We start from the raw sequence: 18,172 nt of genomic DNA on the forward strand, positions 1-18,172 counted from the left end.
GATATGGATGGACGCATGAGCAGCAACGGGGGACCCCCTTACCGGCCCGACGAGCCGACGAGTTTTGAACTGCAACCACCGCAGGCGAACCCGCCCGGTGCCGTTCCCCACCCGGACAACCCGTACGCGTCACCCACTCGGGCCGTACCGCAGCAAGCCGTACCGCAGCAGGCTGCGCCCCACCAGCCCGGGGCGCCTCAGCCCGTACCCGCCGGGCCCGCCCCGTCCGCTCCCTCCCCTTCACCCGCCCACCCCGCCACACCACCCACCCCGGACCCCGGTACCGGACGTCTGATAGCGGGCCGATACCGGCTGCTCGCCAAGCTCGGGCACGGCGGCATGGGCACCGTCTGGCGCGCCAAGGACGAGACGGTGGACCGCGAAGTCGCCGTCAAGGAGCCCCGCGTACCGGATCATCTTCCCGATCGCGAACGCGCCAACGCCTTCGAGCGGATGCGCCGCGAGGCCCGAGCCGCGGCCCGGCTCGACCATCCGGCGGTCGTGAACGTGCATGACGTCGCGGTCGTGGACGGCCAGCCATGGATCGTGATGGAGCTGGTGCAGGGCCGTACGCTGGGCGACGCGCTGCAAGAAGGCACGCTCGGCGCCCGGGACGCGGCGAGAATCGGCCTCGAAGTCCTCGGCGCGCTGGAGGCCGCGCACGCGGCGGGCATCCTGCACCGCGACGTGAAGCCGGACAACGTCCTGCTCGGCCGTCATGACCGCGTCGTCCTCACCGACTTCGGCATCGCCCAGATCGAGGGCGAGACCAACCTCACCGACACCGGCGGCTTCGTCGGCTCGCCCGAGTACATCGCGCCGGAGCGGGTCCTCGGCCAGCGCCCGGGACCGGCGAGCGACCTGTGGTCCCTGGGCGTTCTCCTGTACGCGGCGACGGAGGGCGTCTCGCCGTTCCGCCGCAGCAACACCCCGGCGACCCTCCAGTCGGTCCTCAACGCCACGCCCGCGCCGCCCGCCGCCGCGCAGGGCCCGCTCGCCGAGGCCATCAACGGCCTGCTCCAGAAGGACCCGGCCCGCCGCCCGAACGCCGCGCAGACGCGTGCGCTGCTGGAGCAGACGGCGAACCCGCCGGCTCCGGCCCCGACGACGCAGATCGTGCGGGTCGCGGAGGGCGCCAAGGGCGGCATCCTGCTGGGGCGCAAGGCGCTGCTCGGAATCGGCGCGGCGGTCGTCGCGGGGGCGGTGGCGGCGTATCTGGTGATCGCGGATCCGTTCGCGGGGTCCACGCCGGACGGCTGGGCGCAGCGGGCGCACCCGAAGCTGGGGGTCACCCTGAAGGTGCCCGCGGCCTACCAGGTCGCCAGGCCGGACGCCGACGACACGGACAAGAACTGGGTCACGTACTCCGACTGGAGCGGCAGCATCTGGATCCGTGTGAAACTCGCCCGCAAGACCGAGGACACCTCGAACCAGATCAAGAACTCCGCGGCGGCCGAGATGTACGCCGACAACGAGACGTTCAAGGAGCAGGGCAGCTACGACCTCGACATGCCCGAAGGCCCCAAGACCGACACGCAGCAGACCACGTACCAGGGCAAGCAGTCCGCCGAGAACACGGTCGAGTACACCACCGACGACACCGAGAACCCCCGCCCCCGCGAGCTGAAGATCTTCTACTACAAGACCACGGCGGGCGACATGTACAAGGTGACGATCAGCTACCCGGGCAAGGGCGACTTCACCGACCGAGGACGCGAGGTGGCGCGGACGACCATCGCGAACCTGGACATCGGCAAGCTCTGAACTGGCCAAGGGCCCGCCCCGCAAGGTAGGCATGGGGCATGAGTAGCGACGGGGGCGGCACCGGCCCCAAGGGCCGTGTGATCGGCGGGCGTTACCGCCTGGTCGAGCGCATCGGCTCCGGCGGCATGGGCACCGTCTGGCGGGCACTCGACGAGCTGGTGGACCGTGAAGTAGCCGTCAAACAACCGAGGTTGGCCGGCGACCCGCAGGACGCGGGCCATCAACGGGCCGCCCACCGCCTCTACCGCGAAGCCCGCGCCGCCGCCCGCGTCGACCATCCGGCCGCCGTCTCCATCCATGACGTCGTCGTGGAGGAGGACGGACTGCCCTGGATCGTCATGGAGCTGGTCCGCGGCGAGTCCCTGCACGAGCTCCTCCAGCGCGGCCCGGTGGAGGCAGCCGAGGCCGCCCGCATCGGCGTCGCCGTCCTCGGTGCCCTGCGCGCCGCGCACGCCGTCGGAATCGTCCACCGCGACGTCAAGCCCGCCAACGTGCTGCTCGGCGCCCACCGCCGCGTCGTCCTCACCGACTTCGGCATCGCCCACATCCAGGGCGAGGAATCTCTCACCGTCAGCGGCGAGTTCGTCGGCTCCCTGGAATTCATCGCCCCCGAGCGGATGTCCGGCCGCGGCGCCGGCCCGGCCTCCGACCTGTGGTCGCTGGGCGTGCTCCTGTACGCCGCCGTGGAGGGCTGGTCGCCCTTCCGCCGTACGACCCTGGAGTCCACGCTCGCCGCGATCCTCGCCGCCGACCCGCCCGAGCCGAAACAGGCGGGGCCGCTGGGGTCGCTGATCGTGCGGCTGCTGGTGAAGGATCCCGAGCTGCGCCCCGACGCGGAGGATGTCGGCGCCGTGCTGGAGGCGGTCGCGCAGGGGTGGCCGGTGCCCGAGCCCGCCGGGGGTTCGGCGGGGGTGGGACCCCAGGACGCTTCGGCGCTGCGGGAGTTCACGGAGGACGCGGGGACGATACGGCTCTCGGGCGCGGCGGCTTCCGAACGTGCGGCTTCCGAACGGGCACCTTCCGAAACGGAGGCGTCGGAGGCGTCGGAAACGGCGGGCGAGCAGGGTCTGCCGGGCTCTGAAGCGACGCCCGGAGCAACCCCGGACGCGCCCCCGGACGCGCCCCCGGACGGGCCCCCGGACGCGCCCCCGGAAGCACTGCCCGAACCGGCAACCGCCTCCGTGACTCCCTCGAGGCCCGGGGCGCCCGGGGCCCGCTCCTGGCTGCGCCCCCTTCCCGTCGCCGTTCTCGGCGTCCTCCTCGTGGCCGGCACCTGGTTCACCACCACCTCCTCCTTCCTCGTCGACAAGGGCGACGACCCCAAGGAGATGAACCCCGTCTACTCCTCGGCCCCCTTGGCGCCGAGCACCTCGAGCCCCCGCCCCCGCGTCAGCTCCACCCCCACCGCCGGTGCCTGGCTCGCGCACCGGGAGAAGGAGATGGACGCCGTGCTCTCCCTCCCGGCCGAGTACAAGGAGATGGCGCGGGAAGGCAGCACCACCGAGCAGCCCCGGCTCGTCGTCTACGACATCGGTCTCGTCCAGGTGCGCCTCACCCTGTGGGACAAGTCGCCCCGCCCGTTGCTGGACCAGGCGGAGCAGGCGCTCGACACCTGGAACAGCTACAACCACGACGCGAGCGGCCAGTCCACACGCACCACCTTCAAGGGCTACGACGCCGTCCTCTCCGACATCACCTACAACAAGGAGGAGTCCCCGACCCGCGTCATGCAGCTGTTCGTGGTCACCGGCGACGACCGCATGTACGAGCTGCGCGTCGACATGCCCAAGGGCACGCCCACGGAGAAGAAGGGCACCGCGGTCTTCAAGGGCGCCCGTGACCGACTTGAGATCGGACCGGACTAAGCGCCACCTCCTCGTCCCCGCGCAACGCCCTGATCAGCGCGTTTACTGCCAGTGGACACTGGCAGCATGTGAGCACTCGGTGAATCCCCGTTACCGACGGGTACACAAAGCCTCCGTCGCGGCATACTCTGCGGCTCATGACGGACGCGCAGGCCCCGGCCAAGACCGGCACGAACCCCCTCGCCCCCGCACCGGAGGGCGCCCGCACCGCCGCCGACGTGGTGACCCCCGAGCTGGTGGCACAGCTCACCAAGGGCGTGGCCGGCTCCGGCCGTACCGCGAACCACACGCCGTTCACCGGCGAGAAGCTGGCCGACCTGCCCGAATCCACGCCCGAGGACGTGCAGAAGGCGTTCGAGGCGGCCCGGAAGGCCCAGGCGGTCTGGGCACAGGTCCCCGTACGGCAGCGTGCCGCCGTTCTGCTCCGCTTCCACGACCTGGTGCTCGAACGCCAGGCCGAGGTCCTCGACCTCATCCAGCTGGAGACCGGCAAGGCCCGCCTGCACGCCCACGAGGAGGTGCAGGCCGTAGCCGTCGCGGCCCGCCACTACGGCCGTAAGGCGCCCTCCTATCTGAAGCCGAAGCGGCACGCGGGCGCCATGCCCACGCTCACGAAGGTCACCGAACTGCGCCACCCGCGCGGTGTCGTCGGCCAGATCGCACCCTGGAACTACCCGCTGGAGCTCTCGGTCGGCGACGCGCTCCCGGGGTTCGTCGCGGGCAACGCGGTCGTGATGAAGCCCGACACCGAGACCTGCCTGACCGCCCTGTGGGCCCGTGACCTGCTCATCGAGGCGGGGCTCCCCGCCGACGTCTTCCAGGTCGTCCTCGGCGAGGGGCCGGTCATCGGCCCCGAGGTCGTCAAGCACGCCGACTACGTCTCGTTCACCGGCTCCACCCGCACCGGCCGCGAGGTCGCCCAGGGCGCCGCCGCCCGCCTGGTCGGCGTCTCGCTCGAACTGGGCGGCAAGAACGCGATGCTGGTCCTTGAGGACGCCGACGTGGAGAAGGCCGCCGCCGGCGCCGTCCGCGCCTGTTTCTCCTCCGCCGGCCAACTGTGCATCTCCATCGAGCGCCTGTACGTCCACGAGTCCGTCGCCGACGCCTTCGTGGAGCGCTTCGCCGCCCGCACCAAGGCGATGCGGCTCGGCAAGTCCCTCGCGTACGGCGCCGACATGGGCTCCCTGGTCGGCGAACGCCAGCTGGAGACGGTCACCCGGCACGTGGAGGAGGCCGTGGCCAAGGGCGCGAAGCTCGTCGCCGGTGGCACCGCCCGTCCCGACATCGGCCCGTACTTCTTCGAGCCGACGATCCTCGACGGCGTCGAGGCGCCGATGGCCGTCTGCTCCGAGGAGACCTTCGGCCCGGTCGTCTCCATATACCGTTTCAGGACCGAGGAGGAGGCGATCGAACTCGCCAACTCCACGCCGTACGGCCTCAACTCGTCGGTCTGGACGAAGGACGGCAGCCGCGGTCGCGCGGTCGCCGCCCGCCTGCGCACCGGCACGGTCAACGTCAACGAGGGCTATGCCCCCGCATACGGCAGCGTCCAGTCGCCCATGGGCGGCATGAAGGACTCCGGCCTCGGGCGCCGCCACGGCTCCGAGGGCATCCTCAAGTACACGGAGGCCCAGACGGTCGCCCAGCAGCGGCTGCTGCCGATGGCGCCGTCGCTGGGGATGGACGACGAGAAGTACGCGCAGTTCATGAGCCGGAGCCTGCGCCTGATGAAGGCATTCCGCTTCCGCTAGAACCCGCTCGACCGCACCGCCGCTTCACCGCTTTCAATGAGGAGAGCAAGTGTCACAGGAGAACTCTGCCCAGAAACAGGACGACGGCTCCGGATACGACTATGACGTCATCGTCGTCGGATCGGGATTCGGCGGGTCCGTGACGGCGCTGCGCCTGACGGAGAAGGGCTACCGCGTCGGTGTCCTCGAAGCCGGCCGCCGCTGGACCCGCGAGACCCTCCCCAAGAACTCCTGGGACCTGAAGAACTACCTGTGGGCCCCCAAGCTCGGCATGTACGGCATCCAGCGCATCCACCTGCTGGGCAACGTCATGGTGCTGGCGGGAGCGGGCGTCGGCGGCGGCTCACTGAACTACGCCAACACGCTCTACGTACCGCCGAAGGCCTTCTTCGACGACCCCCAGTGGCGTGACATCACCGACTGGCAGGAGGAGTTGAAGCCGTACTACGACCAGGCGCAGCGCATGCTCGGCGTACGGATCAACCCGACGATGACCCCGTCGGACGTCCACCTGAAGGCGGCTGCCGAGCGGATGGGCGTCGGCGACAGCTTCCACATGGCGCCGGTCGGCGTGTTCTTCGGCGACGGCAAGGACGCCGAGGGGGAGTCGAGGGCCGAGCCCGGCAAAGAGGTGTCGGACCCCTACTTCGGCGGGGCGGGCCCGGCGCGCAAGGCGTGCACCGAGTGCGGTGAGTGCATGACCGGCTGCCGGCACGGTGCGAAGAACACCCTCAACGAGAACTACCTCTACCTGGCCGAGAAGGCGGGTGCGGTGGTCCACCCCCTGACGACGGTCGTCTCGGTCACGGACGACTCACAGGGCGGCTTCGCGGTGGCGACCCTGCCGACCGACCGGGGGAAGAAGGGCAAGGGCAGGCTGTTCAAGGCCCGCAAGGTCGTCCTCGCCGCCGGTACCTACGGCACCCAGACCCTGCTGCACCGGATGAAGGCGGGCGGCCAACTGCCGTACCTCTCGCCGAAGCTGGGCGAGCTGACCCGCACCAACTCGGAGGCCCTGGTCGGCGCGCAGACCGACAACCGGCGCTACCGCAAGGCGACGGGGCAGCCGAAGGTCGACTTCACGCGCGGAGTCGCCATCACGTCCTCGATCCATCCCGACGCGAACACCCACATCGAGCCGGTCCGCTACGGCAGGGGCTCCAACTCGATGGGCGGCCTGTCGATCCTGCAAGTGCCCTACGTGGACGGCCGTTCACGGGTCGGCGCCTGGCTCGCGAACGCGGCCCGCCATCCCCTCCTCGTCATGCGTTCCCTGTCCAACCGCCGCTGGTCGGAGCGGACCATCATCGGCCTGGTGATGCAGTCGCTGGACAACTCGCTCACGACGTATCTGAAGCCGGACGGCGTGGGCAAGGGCCTGCTGACCGCCCGCCAGGGCCACGGCGCCCCCAACCCCAAGCAGATCAAGGCCGCCTCGGAGGCCGCCTCGGTACTCGCGGCCGACATCAACGGCTTCGCCGGCTCCAACGTCGGCGAGCTGATGGGCACCCCCCTCACCGCCCACTTCCTCGGCGGCTGCCCGATCGGCGACTCGCCCGAGACCGGCGTACTCGACCCGTATCACCGTCTGTACGGCCACCCCGGCATCTCGGTCGTCGACGGAGCGGCGGTGTCCGCCAACCTCGGCGTCAACCCCTCCCTGACGATCACCGCACAGGCCGAGCGGGCGATGTCGTACTGGCCCAACAAGGACGAGGCGGATCAGCGCCCCGCGCAGGGAGCGGCGTACGAACGCCTCAAGCCCGTCGAGCCGAAGTCCCCGGTGGTGCCGGCGGAGGCCTTCGGGGCCCTGAAGCTGCCGTTCCTCGGGATGCCGGCGGTGCCGCCGAAGAAGTAACGGCCGCGACGCGACAGCCGACAACAAAGAAGGACCTGCGCCCCCCTCCGAGCGCAGGTCCTTCTCCGTCTTGCGTGGAGCTTCGGTGAGGCTTAGGCCTCCGCACCGACCTTGCGGCGCTTCATGGCGAACACGACGCCCGCACCAGCGAGGATGGCGACGCCACCGATGGTGCCGATGACCGGGAGGTTGGAGTCGGCGCCGGTCTCGGCGAGGTTGCCGGTGACCTCCGGCGTGTTGCTGCTCGGCTCCTTGTCCGTGACGGGGGCCTTGCCGCCTTCCTGCGGCTTGGTGCCGTCCGTGTCCGTGCCGGCGGCCACGATCTGGAACTTGTACGCGACCTCGCCGAAGCCGATGCACTCGTCGTCGGCGTCACCGTAGATGGTCGCGCCGAGGGTGAAGCCGGCGCCGGCGGGGGCGCTGGACTTCACGTTGATCCGCATCGGGATGTTGACCTCGTAGTCGGGCTTCAGCTCGTCGGTGTAGCCGACGTACCCAACCGCGTAGCCCCCTTCGTCGAGGGTCACCCAGACCTTGTTCTCAGGGTCCCAGGCCTGCAGCTCGACCTGCTTGCTCTGGAACAGGTCCATGCCCTCCGCGTCGGGGGAAGCCCCGGCGAAGAAGTCGAGGTCGCCCAGCGTCGAGTCGGAGTTGTTCAGGACGTTCAGCGAGAACTTGTGCCAGCCGCTGCCCGCGGAGATCTTGCCGGGCAGACCCGTGATGCTGACGTCGACCTTGGAGTCTTCGCAGGCGGACGGCTCCTCGCCCGGGTCCTCCGACTCCTCGGGAGTGGAGGCGCTCGCCGACGGGCTGGCGGACTCGGTGGCGGACGTGCTCGGTGCCGGAGCCGACGCTGTGGGCGACTCGCTCACGGACGCGGTGGGGGCGGGAGCGGATGCGGTGGGCGACGCGCTCTCGGTCGCGCTCTCGCTCGGCGACTCGCTCACGGTCGCCGACTCGGACACGCTCGGCGTGGCGGTGGCGGGCTCGTCGTCGGTCGCGTACGCGGCCGGCGCCGCGAGCAGTGCGACCGGCGTTATCACTGCCGTCGCGGCCGCAGCGGCCAGGGCACGGCGAAGCTTCATGAAGACCTCGAAAGTCCGGAGTGCTGCGATCTCGCAGCACGCGCATACAGGGAGGCCTCCGCGTGTGGGGCGCGGGAGTGGCCCTTGGTACGCACGGTTTGATCAGTGACGGCTGCGAATGGTTGCACGGTCACTAACAAGTTTCTTATGTGGCCTGCATCACATGCCCTGCAGCCCGCTGAGAGGAAGAGCACGCCACGGCGACCGACGAGCCGTCCGAGGGACCCAGACCCGCCACCGCCCCGAAGTTCGAGGCCGACCTGTACGCGAGTCCCCAGGCCTCCGGCGCCGTGGTCGACCCGTACGACCGGAGCGGGGCGGCTGGGCACGGGACGGGCATGAGAAGGGCCCCGCGGGACGGAGCCGCGGGGCCCTTCTTTCGTCAGCACCGACGTCAGGGCAGCGTCGGTGCCTGGGGAGCGGCGCCGGGGGATTGCGCCGCTGGCCTGTGGGTCTCGACTCTGGCAGTGCGTCAGGGCACGGCCGGGCCGAGGAAGTTGCAGGTGTCCACGGAGGGACTTGGAGCTTTCTACGCATCGTGCTGGACGGGCTCGGCCACCGCAACCGCTCGATCCCGGCGTTACTCCTTCTCGCCCTTTCCGCAGGCCGGCCCCGGGCGTCCCCGGAGCCGACCGTTCTCTTGGGTGACCGGGCTGCTGTCCCCTGCCGTCCGGTCACTTTCCTGGAGCGAGGTCCCACGACGCACGGGACGATCCGTACGCCACGTCGCTCCAGCGAGCCACGCGTGGTTCTTTCGGGCCGCCCCTGGCTGGCACGGACACCGGTACCAACGAAGGGTCCCGGGCGGCGTCACGCTCCGAGCGGGTGAGAGCCGATGCGTACGTCTGTCCCCGGAACGTTGATTCAGATCTTGCCGCGGCACAGCTCCAGCAGCGTCATCGCCAGCGTCGTGCCCTGCTTGCCCAGCGCCTCGCTGAAGTGGTTGAGGATCTCCATCTCGCGGGAGAGGTTCACGCGCCGCCCGCCCGAGGTGATCCGCGCCTCCTGGATCACCGCGGAGACGGCCATGCGTTCCTGGATCAGACCGATGATCCGGTCGTCGAGGGCGTCGATGCGTTCACGGGCACCGGTGATCACGTCGGCGGCCTCAAGGGTGCGGGCGCCGGTCTTCTCGGTGGCGGTGGCGGTGGCAGTCATTCGGGCTCCTGTAGAGGTGGGGCCACCCCGGAGCGGCAGGATCCGCAAACGCCAGGCGCCCCGGACCTTGTCGGCCCGGGGCGCCTGGGAAGTCGCTTGTCAGTTGCTCAAGCAGCACGACCATGGCAGCCGGTGGGCCGGTTGCCATAGGTAAAGAGGAAGGTCGGGTGCGTGAGCATGGGGTCAGTATGCCGTGCCGCTCCGGGGAGTCCAAAGCGGTTCGCATCCTGAGACGGGGCTTGCCCCGGGAGGGGCCCCGCGGACCCCGGTAGACTCGGCCCCACACACACCTCGCTCACCGCCGGAAGGCAACCCGTGTCATCAGCGAACCCCGCAGCCGCCCCCGACACCGTCCTGGTCGTCGACTTCGGTGCGCAGTACGCCCAGCTCATCGCCCGTCGCGTCCGCGAGGCCCGGGTCTACAGCGAGATCGTGCCGAGCACCATGCCGGTCCAGGAGATGCTCGCCAAGAACCCGGCGGCGATCATCCTCTCCGGCGGCCCCTCGTCCGTGTACGAGAAGGGCGCCCCGCAGCTCGACCGCGCCCTCTTCGAGGCCGGCGTCCCCGTCTTCGGCATGTGCTACGGCTTCCAGCTCATGGCGACCAGCCTGGGCGGGACGGTCGACAACACCGGCGCGCGCGAGTACGGCCGTACGGATCTGCATGTCTCGAAGTCGTCCTCCACCCTCTTCGAGGGCACCCCGGCCGAGCAGCACGTGTGGATGTCGCACGGCGACGCCTGCTCCGCCGCCCCCGAGGGCTTCACGGTGACGGCCTCCACGGACGTCGTCCCGGTCGCCGCCTTCGAGAACGACGAGCGCAAGCTGTACGGCGTCCAGTACCACCCCGAGGTGATGCACTCCACGCACGGCCAGCAGGTGCTGGAGCACTTCCTGTACCGCGGCGCGGGCCTGAAGCCGGACTGGACCACCGGCAATGTCATCGAGGAGCAGGTCGCGGCCATCCGCGAGCAGGTCGGCGACCGGCGCGCCATCTGCGGCCTGTCCGGCGGCGTCGACTCCGCGGTCGCGGCGGCGCTGGTGCAGAAGGCCATCGGCTCCCAGCTGACCTGCGTATATGTCGACCATGGCCTGATGCGCAAGGGCGAGACCGAGCAGGTCGAGAAGGACTTCGTGGCCGCGACCGGCGTACAGCTGAAGGTCGTGGACGCGGAGGAGCGGTTCCTCAAGGCGCTCGCCGGGGTCTCGGACCCCGAGGAGAAGCGGAAGATCATCGGCCGGGAGTTCATCCGGGTCTTCGAGCAGGCGCAGGCCGAGATCATCGCGGACGAGGGCCCGGCGGTGGAGTTCCTCGTCCAGGGCACCCTGTACCCGGACGTGGTCGAGTCCGGCGGCGGCACCGGCACCGCCAACATCAAGTCCCACCACAACGTGGGCGGCCTCCCCGAGGACCTCGAGTTCCAGCTGATCGAGCCGCTGCGCAAGCTGTTCAAGGACGAGGTCCGGATGGTCGGCCAGGAGCTCGGCCTCCCGGACGAGATCGTCCAGCGCCAGCCGTTCCCGGGCCCGGGCCTGGGCATCCGCATCGTCGGCGAGGTGACCAAGGAGCGTCTCGACCTCCTGCGCGAGGCCGACGCCATCGCCCGCGAGGAGCTCACGGCCGCCGGCCTCGACCGTGACATCTGGCAGTGCCCGGTGGTCCTGCTCGCGGACGTCCGCAGCGTGGGCGTGCAGGGTGACGGCCGGACCTACGGTCACCCGATCGTCCTGCGGCCGGTGTCGAGCGAGGACGCCATGACCGCCGACTGGTCGAGGCTGCCGTACGACGTGCTGGCGAAGATCTCGACGCGGATCACCAACGAGGTGCGGGACGTCAACCGCGTCGTCCTCGACGTGACCTCGAAGCCGCCGGGCACCATCGAGTGGGAGTAGGCCCCTGTTGAGTGGGGCAGGCCCTAGGTGCGCTTGATCGTGCGCAGGGGCCGGCCGGGCTGCCAGATCTGGACGACGAGGTACTTGTCGTCCTCGATGGAGGTCCTCACGACCTCGGTGAGCTCGGTACGGAAGAGGTGGAACGGCTCCGGCGGTTCCACCTCTTCGCCGTATGCGGCCTTCGTCCCGGGGTCCTCGACCTCGATCGCCCGCCCGGCGATCCGTACGTCACCTCCGCCCATGGACTGCCCCTCCCCGGGGTTCGCCTGGAGCGCGAAGCGCGGGTCGCGGCGCAGGTCGAGAGCCTTGAGCGAGTCCGGCATCATGCCGAGCCACAGCTCGCCGTTCAGGAAACGGACCTCCAGACCGGTGGTGCGCGGGGAGCCGTCCTTGCGGAGAGTGGCGAGGACATGGTGCGTAAAGGCGCCGAAGCGGTCCTCCGCGATGCGGGCGAGGTCCGGCTCGGCCGCGGTGAAGGTTGCCCAGTTCGCTGTCATACGGTGAGTGTGGCGCCGATACCGGACATCTGCTGTCGGGTATGCGTCCAACCGGTGCCCGTGGGCGTTACGTGCGTCATCTTTACAGAACAACTCTGTTTTCCTGCGCTGACCGACGGTAACTTCCGCCCCGTAAGCAACCCAGTGCTGGAGGACACATGCACGGGACGCCCCTCGGGTCCACCCCGCCCTCGCCCCTGCCGACCGACCGCCTGCAGTTCGCGATGCCGCCCATGCACGAGTCGGTCGAGGACGAGCGCCGGCACCGCAAGGAGCGGCTCGCCGGCGCGCTGCGGATCTTCGGGCGGCTCGGGTTCGAGGACGGAGTCTCCGGACACATCACCGCGCGCGATCCGGAGTTCAGCGACTGCTTCTGGGTCAACCCGTTCGGGATGCCGTTCAGGCACGTCACCGTCAGCGACCTGGTGCTCGCCAACTCCGAGGGACAGGTGATCCAGGGTCGCTACCACGTCAACCAGGCGGCGTTCACCGTGCACTCCCAGGTCCACGCCGCCCGCCCGGACGTCGTCGCGGTCGCCCACTGCCACTCGGTGCACGGGCGGGCCCTCGCGGCGCTCGGCGAGCTCCTCGACCCGATCACGCAGGAGAGCTGCGCCTTCTACGAGGACCACGCCCTCTACGACGCCTACTCGGGCGTGGCCGTCGACGCCCTGGAGGGCCGGCGCATCGCGGCCGCGCTGGGCACGCGCAAGGCCCTCGTGCTGCGCAACCACGGGCTGCTGACCGTCGGCGACTCGGTGGACGCGGCGGCCTGGTGGTTCCTGTCGATGGAACGCTCCAGCCAGGTGCAGCTGACAGCCAGGGCGGCGGGCCGTCCGGTCCTCATCGAGCATCGGCAGGCGGTGGCCACGCGGGAGCAGCTGGGCGGGGATCTCGTGGCGTGGATCAACTATCAGCCGTTGTGGCAGGACGTCAGCCGCAGTGAGCCGGATCTGTTGAGCTGAGGGTCAGGGGGCTTTTCGCGCTCAGTGGTGCCGCGGTCCGTGGCCGTGATCAGAAGCTCCGGAGGACGACCGCCTTCGTCATCGCGAACTCCTCGTCCGTGAGCACCCCGTCCCGGTGCAGTTCACCCAGCTCCCGCAGCCTGCGCAGGAGTACGTCGTGGTGGTCGGCTCGGGCCGGGACGGATGCCGCAAGCTTCCGGCGGTCGGCGGGGTCCTCGACGCCGGGCCGGGTGGACGGATGCGGCAGGCGGGCGGTGACCGCGGTGGCGACCAGGGCGGTGAGCAGGTCACGGCGGGCGCTGCCCCACAGGTCCAGCGCGTACGGGTCCTTCTCCGGCGGCAGTTTGGAGAACACCGTCTCCCGGGTCACGAAGCGCAGGAAGCCGTCCTCGTAGCCGGTGTTGGGGAGCCATTCGACCTGGACGAGGTCGCCAAGACTGATGATCCGCGGGCCGGTCGCCCGCTTGACCCGCTCGGAGGTGTCGGACCAGTCGATCCGCACCTGGCTGCCGTCGAAGGACACCGTGCCGTCGGAGGAACGGACGGAGACCGGGACCGGCGGGCCGGGGAGGAGGTAGGTCCTGGCCGGCTCCGTGGGGATCTGGTCCAGCAGCAGCGCGCGACGGATCTCCTCGGCGACGTACTCGGCGGCCCCGGCACGGTCGATGTCCACCGTCAGCCGATAGGGGTCGGCGGGGTCGGGGAGCCGGCCGCCGGTCGCCTGGAGGAGCGGGTCGGCGCCCTCGCGCAGCCGCATGCGCAGCCGGCCGCGCTTGCGCTCGGGCTCGAAGACGATGCTCGCGACGGCCTCCAGGGGCACGGCGATCTCTCCGTACGTCTGCCGGAACAGCGGCACGGAGCGGTGGAGTCCCGGCGTGATCCGGACCGTTGTGCCGTCGAAGGCCCAGGTCCCGTCGCGCTGGATGATCTCGGCCATGCGGAAATTCTCGCAGCCGGGTCAACACGGTGGCCTTGTCTTCACTCGCGCCGACGGGACCTGCCGGGTGGGGAGCGCGCCGGGTGCGGGACAATTCGCTGTCGTCGTGCGGGAGTTGTCGGTGGCGCGGCGATGGCCGAGGGCATCGATGTCCGAAAACGGTGATGGCCGGTATCTGAGATCGGGCTGCCGATCGGTGGGCCATGGGGCTATAAGGCCATGAGGGTTGTCGGGGCCTGTGCAGGGCGTGGGCCCTGAGGGCCGCGAGTGTGTGAGTGCGTGAGTTCGTGGGTGCGTGAGTTCGTGAGGGCTGTCGGGAAGGCGGGCGTCGGGCGTGGCGGTGCAGGAGGCTGGGCAGGGGGGCGCGGTGCTGGGCGCGCATGGGAGCGGCTGCACCTGTGGGGACTGTCCGCACGGGGCGCGGGCAGGGCATCGGCGTGCGGTCGCCGAGTTCCTGCTGAAGCGGGACGAGTTCGCGGCCGGACAGGGACTACCGGCGGCCGTGGCCCACTCGGCCTCCGCCTCCCGGCAGTGGGTCTCCGAGGAGCTGACGCAGTCCGCGGAACTCGTCGCCCAACGGGGCCGGGCCGAGGGAGAGGCGTGGCTGGTGCGGCTGTGGTCGCGTACGGCGTGTGTGGTCTGGGCGCTGGTCGTGGCGTTGCTCCTGGGGCAGGCGTTCACGGCGATCGGTGCCGGGTGGACGGCTGCGCGTACGGCCGGACTGCTGGCCGCGCTGGTGACGGCCGGGGCGCTGACCGCAGCGTCGTGGTTCCACCGCGCGCGGGGCGGGGCGCTGGCGCCGGTCATCGGTGAGGACAACCGGCTGTCCACGTCGCGTGCGGTGGCGGGGGCATGGGTGCTCTTCGTCGCGTACGCCGTGCTCGTGCTGGTGGGACAGCTGGCGCTGGCGTCCGGACACGCGGAGCGCGATGCGCTGATCGCCGGCCTTGACCTGGGGCGGGGCGCGGGTGTGGCGACCGTGCTCGCGGTGGTTTGTGCGATCGCAGTGCTCGTGCGGCGCGTCGTCGGAGCGCGGGTGCTCGGGCAGCGACTGCAGAAGCTGCGGGCGGACCGGCCCCGGGCGGCGGATCTGCTGACGGATGACGCGGGGCGGGGGACTTTCGCCGACATCCAGTACGTCGTGATCGGTGGCGTTGCGCTGCTGTTCGCGGCGGTGCGGCTGGGCCGGCGGCCGGAGCAGTTGCCCGATCTGCCGTGGGGACTGGCGGTGGTCGTGCTGATCTCGGCGGCCACCTATCTGGCCGGGAAGTATGCGGAAGGGGGGCGGCCGGTGATCCTTTCCGTGGTGCGGGCGCGGGAGGCCGGGGACCTGGACGCGCCTATCCGTACGGGCGACGACATCGAGATCCGGGGTGCGGGGTTCGTGCCGCCGGGGGCGCAGGAGGCGGAACGGCTCTCGCGGATGGTCGTGCGGGTCGGGGCGGTGCATGTGCACGTGCCGCTGGTGCCGGTGAGCGGGGGGTTCACCAATCCCACGGATGCGGTGCTTACTGTGCCTGTGCCGGTGGAGGTGGAGCCTGGGCGGGTGGAGGTGCAGGTGGTTACCGCGGCGGGGGTGGAGACCAATCGGTATGCGATTGATGTGACCGACTGACGCGGCCTCCGGTGGTCGGCCGGTGCGATGCCTGCGGCGGCCTGTGGCTGTGCGGTGGGGGTTCGGGTGGCGCTGCGGTGTCGGGGGCGGGTCGGGGCCGTGCCGGGGGGTGTCCGTCCTCGGACCGGCGGTGGGAGTTGGGCAGGGTGGCGCTGTTTCTTGACGCCGGCCACTGCGGGCGGACGCCCCCGGCACGTCCCCTTGCCGCCGTGGGCGACTTCGGCGCCGCGGGGGTGCGCCACCATGGCCGCTCTGCGACGCGGGTGCAGGCAATCCGGCCCGTTCGGGGGCCGAGGATGAGGCTCTTGGGCCGAAGCAGGGTCCGGGGCGCAGGCCGTCAGGGCTCGAGGGACGACGCAGGGTTCCCTTCGGGTGGGGCAGGTCCCAGAATTCGGGTTGAGCGGCGCAGCCACTGCGTACGTATCGTCTTTTTGAGGGGTCACGGCACGGCGGGCGAGAGGCGGCTACGGGCGATGACTCACGGTATGCATACGGACACGCACCCCCCTTACCTCGATGGCGACCGGAACTGGCGCGACACCGCCACCCGCTACGCACTGCTCCCGCTCCGCGTCTTTCTGGGCGTCACCTTCATCTATGCCGGCCTGGACAAACTCACCGACAGCGCCTTCATGAAGGACTCCGGCGCGGGCTCGGTCGGCGACATGATGCGGGCCGTTCGGGACTCCTCGGCGATTCCGGCCATAGTCGACATGGCCCTGGAGAGCCCCGTCGGGTTCGGCTATGCGATCGCCTTCGGTGAGCTGGCCGTCGGCATCGGCACGCTGATCGGGCTGTTCGCCCGTTTGGCGGCGCTCGGTGGGGCGCTCATCTCGCTGAGCCTGTGGTTGACGGTGAGCTGGGCCTCCGATCCTTACTACTACGGCAATGACCTGGCCTATCTGATGGCCTGGCTGCCTCTCGTACTGGCGGGCGCCCCCATGTTGTCGGTGGATGCCGCATTTCACCGGCGGCGACGGCAGCGGGCCGGGGGCTATCGGTAGCCCGTGCAGTCGTCAGTGGGGTGCTTCACGGTTTGAGTTCGGGGCCGGGGCCGACCGGGGGTGCCGGGTGGGCTCTGGGCGGAGTAGTGGGGCTGCGGCGTCTGCGGATTCCTCGGGCCGTGAGCGCCACCGCGGCAGCCAGGCAGAGGCCGCCGATCACCATGGGGATCACCACGAACCATGGGGTCTCCCAGGCGTCGCCCGCGTCTCCGACGTAGATGATGCCCGCGAGGGCCAGGAAGGTGCCGGCGACCAGTCGGCCGGGCTGGAACTCATGACGTAGCACGGGTCACCTCCGCCTGCCCCACGCCGACGCTCAGGTCGAGGTCCAGCGTGCCCGCCTCCTTGGTGCCCTTGGGCGGTGTCAGGGTCAGCTCCTTGTGCTTGCCCGGTGCCACGTCCACGTCCTGCTTGTCGTCGCCCGGCAGCTGGATGTCGCCCACCCCCACGTCGATGCTCACCTCCACGGTCACGTCCTTGGGGACGATCACCTTGAGTTGGCCCACGCCCACATCTGCTCTCGTCGTCACCGTCTGGTTGTCGGTGAGGTTCAGGCGGGTCAGGTCGAGAGTGCCGATGCCGGTGCCCAGGTCGTACTGCTGCCGGACGTCGGTCACGGCCGCCGGGCGCCAGCTTCTCTCTATCCAGTGCGTGCTGATGTCCTTGGGCAGTGCCGCTGAGGCGGCCAGCAGACCCGCGGTGATGATCGCCAGGAAGATGGAGCCCGCTCCTGTGCGGCCCAGGAACGCGCTCACCGCTATGCCCAGGCCGAGGACGAGCAGCGCGCAGGCCAGGCCGGTCTGGAGGCTGGTGCCGAGCGACTGATCCGCCCAGGTGGCGCTGGTGCCGAGGCCGCCCGCGAGCAGGGCCAGCAGGAACACCCAGCCGCCGATCCAGCGGGGGCCGCGTTGCTTCGGCTGCTGGGGGTGTCGGGCGCGTATGTCCTGGCGGCTCGCCCAGGGGGTGCCGAAGCTGATGTTGACCGCCGCCGCGATATCGCGGTCGCGCGAGTCGCGGGGGCCCCAGAGGTAGCCGGTGCCGCCCTCGTGTGTGCCGTCCTTGACGATGGGTTCGCGCCACCAGGAGGAGAAAGCGGCGGGGACCGGTGGCGCCTGGGCCTCCGGTGGGGCGTCGGCGACGGCCTGGGCTGCGAGCGGGTCGGGGTCGGGGGTGCTGCGGTGCCGCGACCAGTAGCCGGCGCCCGCGAGGAGGAGGGAGAGGACCACGGCGAAGGCCAGCACACCGCCGTTCTTCAGCAGGGTCAGCAGGACGCCGCAGCCGACCAGCGCGAACAGCACGGCCGTCAGCGCCTGGCCGTCCACGCGGCCGGTCAGCAGCTTGCGCACCTCGTTCTCGTCCTCGTCGTCGTACGGGACGAAGAGCCAGGCGAAGCCGTAGAAGATGAGGCCGATGCCGCCGGTCGCCGAGAGGACGGCGAGGGTGATCCGGAAGATCACCGGGTCCATGTCGCACTGCCGCCCGAGCCCGGCGCAGACGCCGGCCAGCATCTTGTGCCGGCGCTCGCGCCTGAACCTGTGCGGCGGTTCGAGTGTGCCTGGATCCTCGGCCGGGGCCGCTTCTCCGTTTTCTCCGCCCGTGCGCACGCGGGGTCCCTCACCCGCGGCGCTCGCGGATGCCGCGTCGGACGCGGTGCCCGCGGTGGGCACGGCGTCCGGCTCGGGCACGGAGTCCGCGGCGTGCTGGTGCTCTGTCATGTGTCCATGGTGACGGGCGGGTCGGCGTCGCGGGAGTCGGAATGACCCTGGTCGGACCCTGATAT

Annotated in this window: 14 protein-coding genes; 8 read left to right on the top strand and 6 right to left on the bottom strand. The window is 70.7% G+C overall.

The genetic code is table 11. From position 1 onward, the window contains the following. Window positions 1–15: 15 nt before the first annotated feature. From ACFY5C_RS35520 to ACFY5C_RS35535, 4 genes are all read left to right on the top strand, one after another. A complete protein-coding gene (locus tag ACFY5C_RS35520) occupies window positions 16–1,764 on the top strand; it encodes a serine/threonine-protein kinase (RefSeq protein WP_389452579.1) in 1,749 nt (582 codons plus the stop codon). A gap of 38 nt (window positions 1,765–1,802) precedes the next feature. After that, the gene (locus ACFY5C_RS35525) at window positions 1,803–3,629 is read left to right on the top strand and encodes a serine/threonine-protein kinase (protein WP_389452582.1); all 1,827 of its coding nucleotides are present in this window, start codon (window positions 1,803–1,805) and stop codon (window positions 3,627–3,629) included. A gap of 137 nt (window positions 3,630–3,766) precedes the next feature. Then, a complete protein-coding gene (locus ACFY5C_RS35530) occupies window positions 3,767–5,380 on the top strand; it encodes a succinic semialdehyde dehydrogenase (protein ID WP_389452585.1) in 1,614 nt (537 codons plus the stop codon). Between the two features lie 49 nt (window positions 5,381–5,429). Beyond that, the gene (locus tag ACFY5C_RS35535; protein ID WP_389452588.1) at window positions 5,430–7,238 is read left to right on the top strand and encodes a GMC family oxidoreductase N-terminal domain-containing protein; all 1,809 of its coding nucleotides are present in this window, start codon (window positions 5,430–5,432) and stop codon (window positions 7,236–7,238) included. A gap of 92 nt (window positions 7,239–7,330) precedes the next feature. Here ACFY5C_RS35535 and ACFY5C_RS35540 read toward each other — a convergent pair whose 3' ends face one another. Then, a complete protein-coding gene (locus tag ACFY5C_RS35540) occupies window positions 7,331–8,323 on the bottom strand; it encodes an LAETG motif-containing sortase-dependent surface protein (protein WP_389452591.1) in 993 nt (330 codons plus the stop codon). Window positions 8,324–9,187: 864 nt separating this feature from the next. Then, window positions 9,188–9,481: a chorismate mutase gene (locus ACFY5C_RS35545; protein ID WP_389452594.1), complete on the bottom strand. Its 294-nt coding sequence runs from the start codon at window positions 9,479–9,481 to the stop codon at window positions 9,188–9,190. A gap of 315 nt (window positions 9,482–9,796) precedes the next feature. Between ACFY5C_RS35545 and guaA the strand changes: the two genes are divergently transcribed. After that, window positions 9,797–11,374 (top strand): glutamine-hydrolyzing GMP synthase, encoded by a 1,578-nt coding sequence (gene guaA / locus ACFY5C_RS35550; protein WP_389452597.1) that lies wholly within the window; start codon window positions 9,797–9,799, stop codon window positions 11,372–11,374. Window positions 11,375–11,397: 23 nt separating this feature from the next. Here guaA and ACFY5C_RS35555 read toward each other — a convergent pair whose 3' ends face one another. Then, window positions 11,398–11,871 (bottom strand): pyridoxamine 5'-phosphate oxidase family protein, encoded by a 474-nt coding sequence (locus ACFY5C_RS35555; RefSeq protein ID WP_389452600.1) that lies wholly within the window; start codon window positions 11,869–11,871, stop codon window positions 11,398–11,400. A gap of 158 nt (window positions 11,872–12,029) precedes the next feature. On the opposite strand from ACFY5C_RS35555, the gene ACFY5C_RS35560 reads away from it, so the two are divergent. Beyond that, complete coding sequence (locus ACFY5C_RS35560; protein ID WP_389452602.1) at window positions 12,030–12,836, top strand: class II aldolase/adducin family protein; 807 nt, start codon at window positions 12,030–12,032, stop codon at window positions 12,834–12,836. Window positions 12,837–12,885: 49 nt separating this feature from the next. Here ACFY5C_RS35560 and ACFY5C_RS35565 read toward each other — a convergent pair whose 3' ends face one another. Next, window positions 12,886–13,773: a DUF4429 domain-containing protein gene (locus ACFY5C_RS35565; protein ID WP_389452605.1), complete on the bottom strand. Its 888-nt coding sequence runs from the start codon at window positions 13,771–13,773 to the stop codon at window positions 12,886–12,888. A gap of 334 nt (window positions 13,774–14,107) precedes the next feature. Here ACFY5C_RS35565 and ACFY5C_RS35570 point away from each other — a divergent pair, with 334 nt between their 5' ends. Together ACFY5C_RS35570 and ACFY5C_RS35575 are read left to right on the top strand one after the other, a co-directional pair. Further along, a complete protein-coding gene (locus ACFY5C_RS35570; RefSeq protein WP_389452608.1) occupies window positions 14,108–15,388 on the top strand; it encodes a hypothetical protein in 1,281 nt (426 codons plus the stop codon). 473 nt (window positions 15,389–15,861) lie between these two features. Further along, window positions 15,862–16,392 carry a DoxX family protein gene (locus ACFY5C_RS35575; RefSeq protein WP_389452611.1) on the top strand — a complete coding sequence of 177 codons (531 nt, stop codon included), beginning with the start codon at window positions 15,862–15,864 and terminating at the stop codon, window positions 16,390–16,392. A 25-nt stretch (window positions 16,393–16,417) separates the two neighbouring features. Here ACFY5C_RS35575 and ACFY5C_RS35580 read toward each other — a convergent pair whose 3' ends face one another. Continuing rightward, entirely contained in the window at window positions 16,418–16,678 is a 261-nt protein-coding gene (locus ACFY5C_RS35580; RefSeq protein ID WP_389452614.1) for a hypothetical protein, read from the bottom strand. Further along, window positions 16,665–18,107: a PspC domain-containing protein gene (locus ACFY5C_RS35585; RefSeq protein ID WP_389452617.1), complete on the bottom strand. Its 1,443-nt coding sequence runs from the start codon at window positions 18,105–18,107 to the stop codon at window positions 16,665–16,667. Before ACFY5C_RS35585 ends, ACFY5C_RS35580 begins: the two co-directional genes overlap by 14 nt. Window positions 18,108–18,172 lie beyond the last annotated feature (65 nt).

Origin of the sequence: Streptomyces sp. NPDC012935, from assembly GCF_042900345.1 — a bacterium.
Taxonomy (GTDB): domain Bacteria; phylum Actinomycetota; class Actinomycetes; order Streptomycetales; family Streptomycetaceae; genus Streptomyces.

What these genes read in the sequence shown, in the direction of transcription:
- ACFY5C_RS35520 (WP_389452579.1), top strand. Translation starts at nt 16, where the DNA reads ATGAGCAGCAACGGGGGACCCCCTTACCGGCCCGACGAGCCGACGAGT.
- ACFY5C_RS35575 (WP_389452611.1), top strand. Translation starts at nt 15,862, where the DNA reads ATGACTCACGGTATGCATACGGACACGCACCCCCCTTACCTCGATGGC.
- ACFY5C_RS35565 (WP_389452605.1), bottom strand. Translation starts at nt 13,773, where the DNA reads ATGGCCGAGATCATCCAGCGCGACGGGACCTGGGCCTTCGACGGCACA.
- ACFY5C_RS35555 (WP_389452600.1), bottom strand. Translation starts at nt 11,871, where the DNA reads ATGACAGCGAACTGGGCAACCTTCACCGCGGCCGAGCCGGACCTCGCC.
- ACFY5C_RS35560 (WP_389452602.1), top strand. Translation starts at nt 12,030, where the DNA reads ATGCACGGGACGCCCCTCGGGTCCACCCCGCCCTCGCCCCTGCCGACC.
- ACFY5C_RS35585 (WP_389452617.1), bottom strand. Translation starts at nt 18,107, where the DNA reads ATGACAGAGCACCAGCACGCCGCGGACTCCGTGCCCGAGCCGGACGCC.
- ACFY5C_RS35545 (WP_389452594.1), bottom strand. Translation starts at nt 9,481, where the DNA reads ATGACTGCCACCGCCACCGCCACCGAGAAGACCGGCGCCCGCACCCTT.
- ACFY5C_RS35530 (WP_389452585.1), top strand. Translation starts at nt 3,767, where the DNA reads ATGACGGACGCGCAGGCCCCGGCCAAGACCGGCACGAACCCCCTCGCC.
- ACFY5C_RS35525 (WP_389452582.1), top strand. Translation starts at nt 1,803, where the DNA reads ATGAGTAGCGACGGGGGCGGCACCGGCCCCAAGGGCCGTGTGATCGGC.
- ACFY5C_RS35540 (WP_389452591.1), bottom strand. Translation starts at nt 8,323, where the DNA reads ATGAAGCTTCGCCGTGCCCTGGCCGCTGCGGCCGCGACGGCAGTGATA.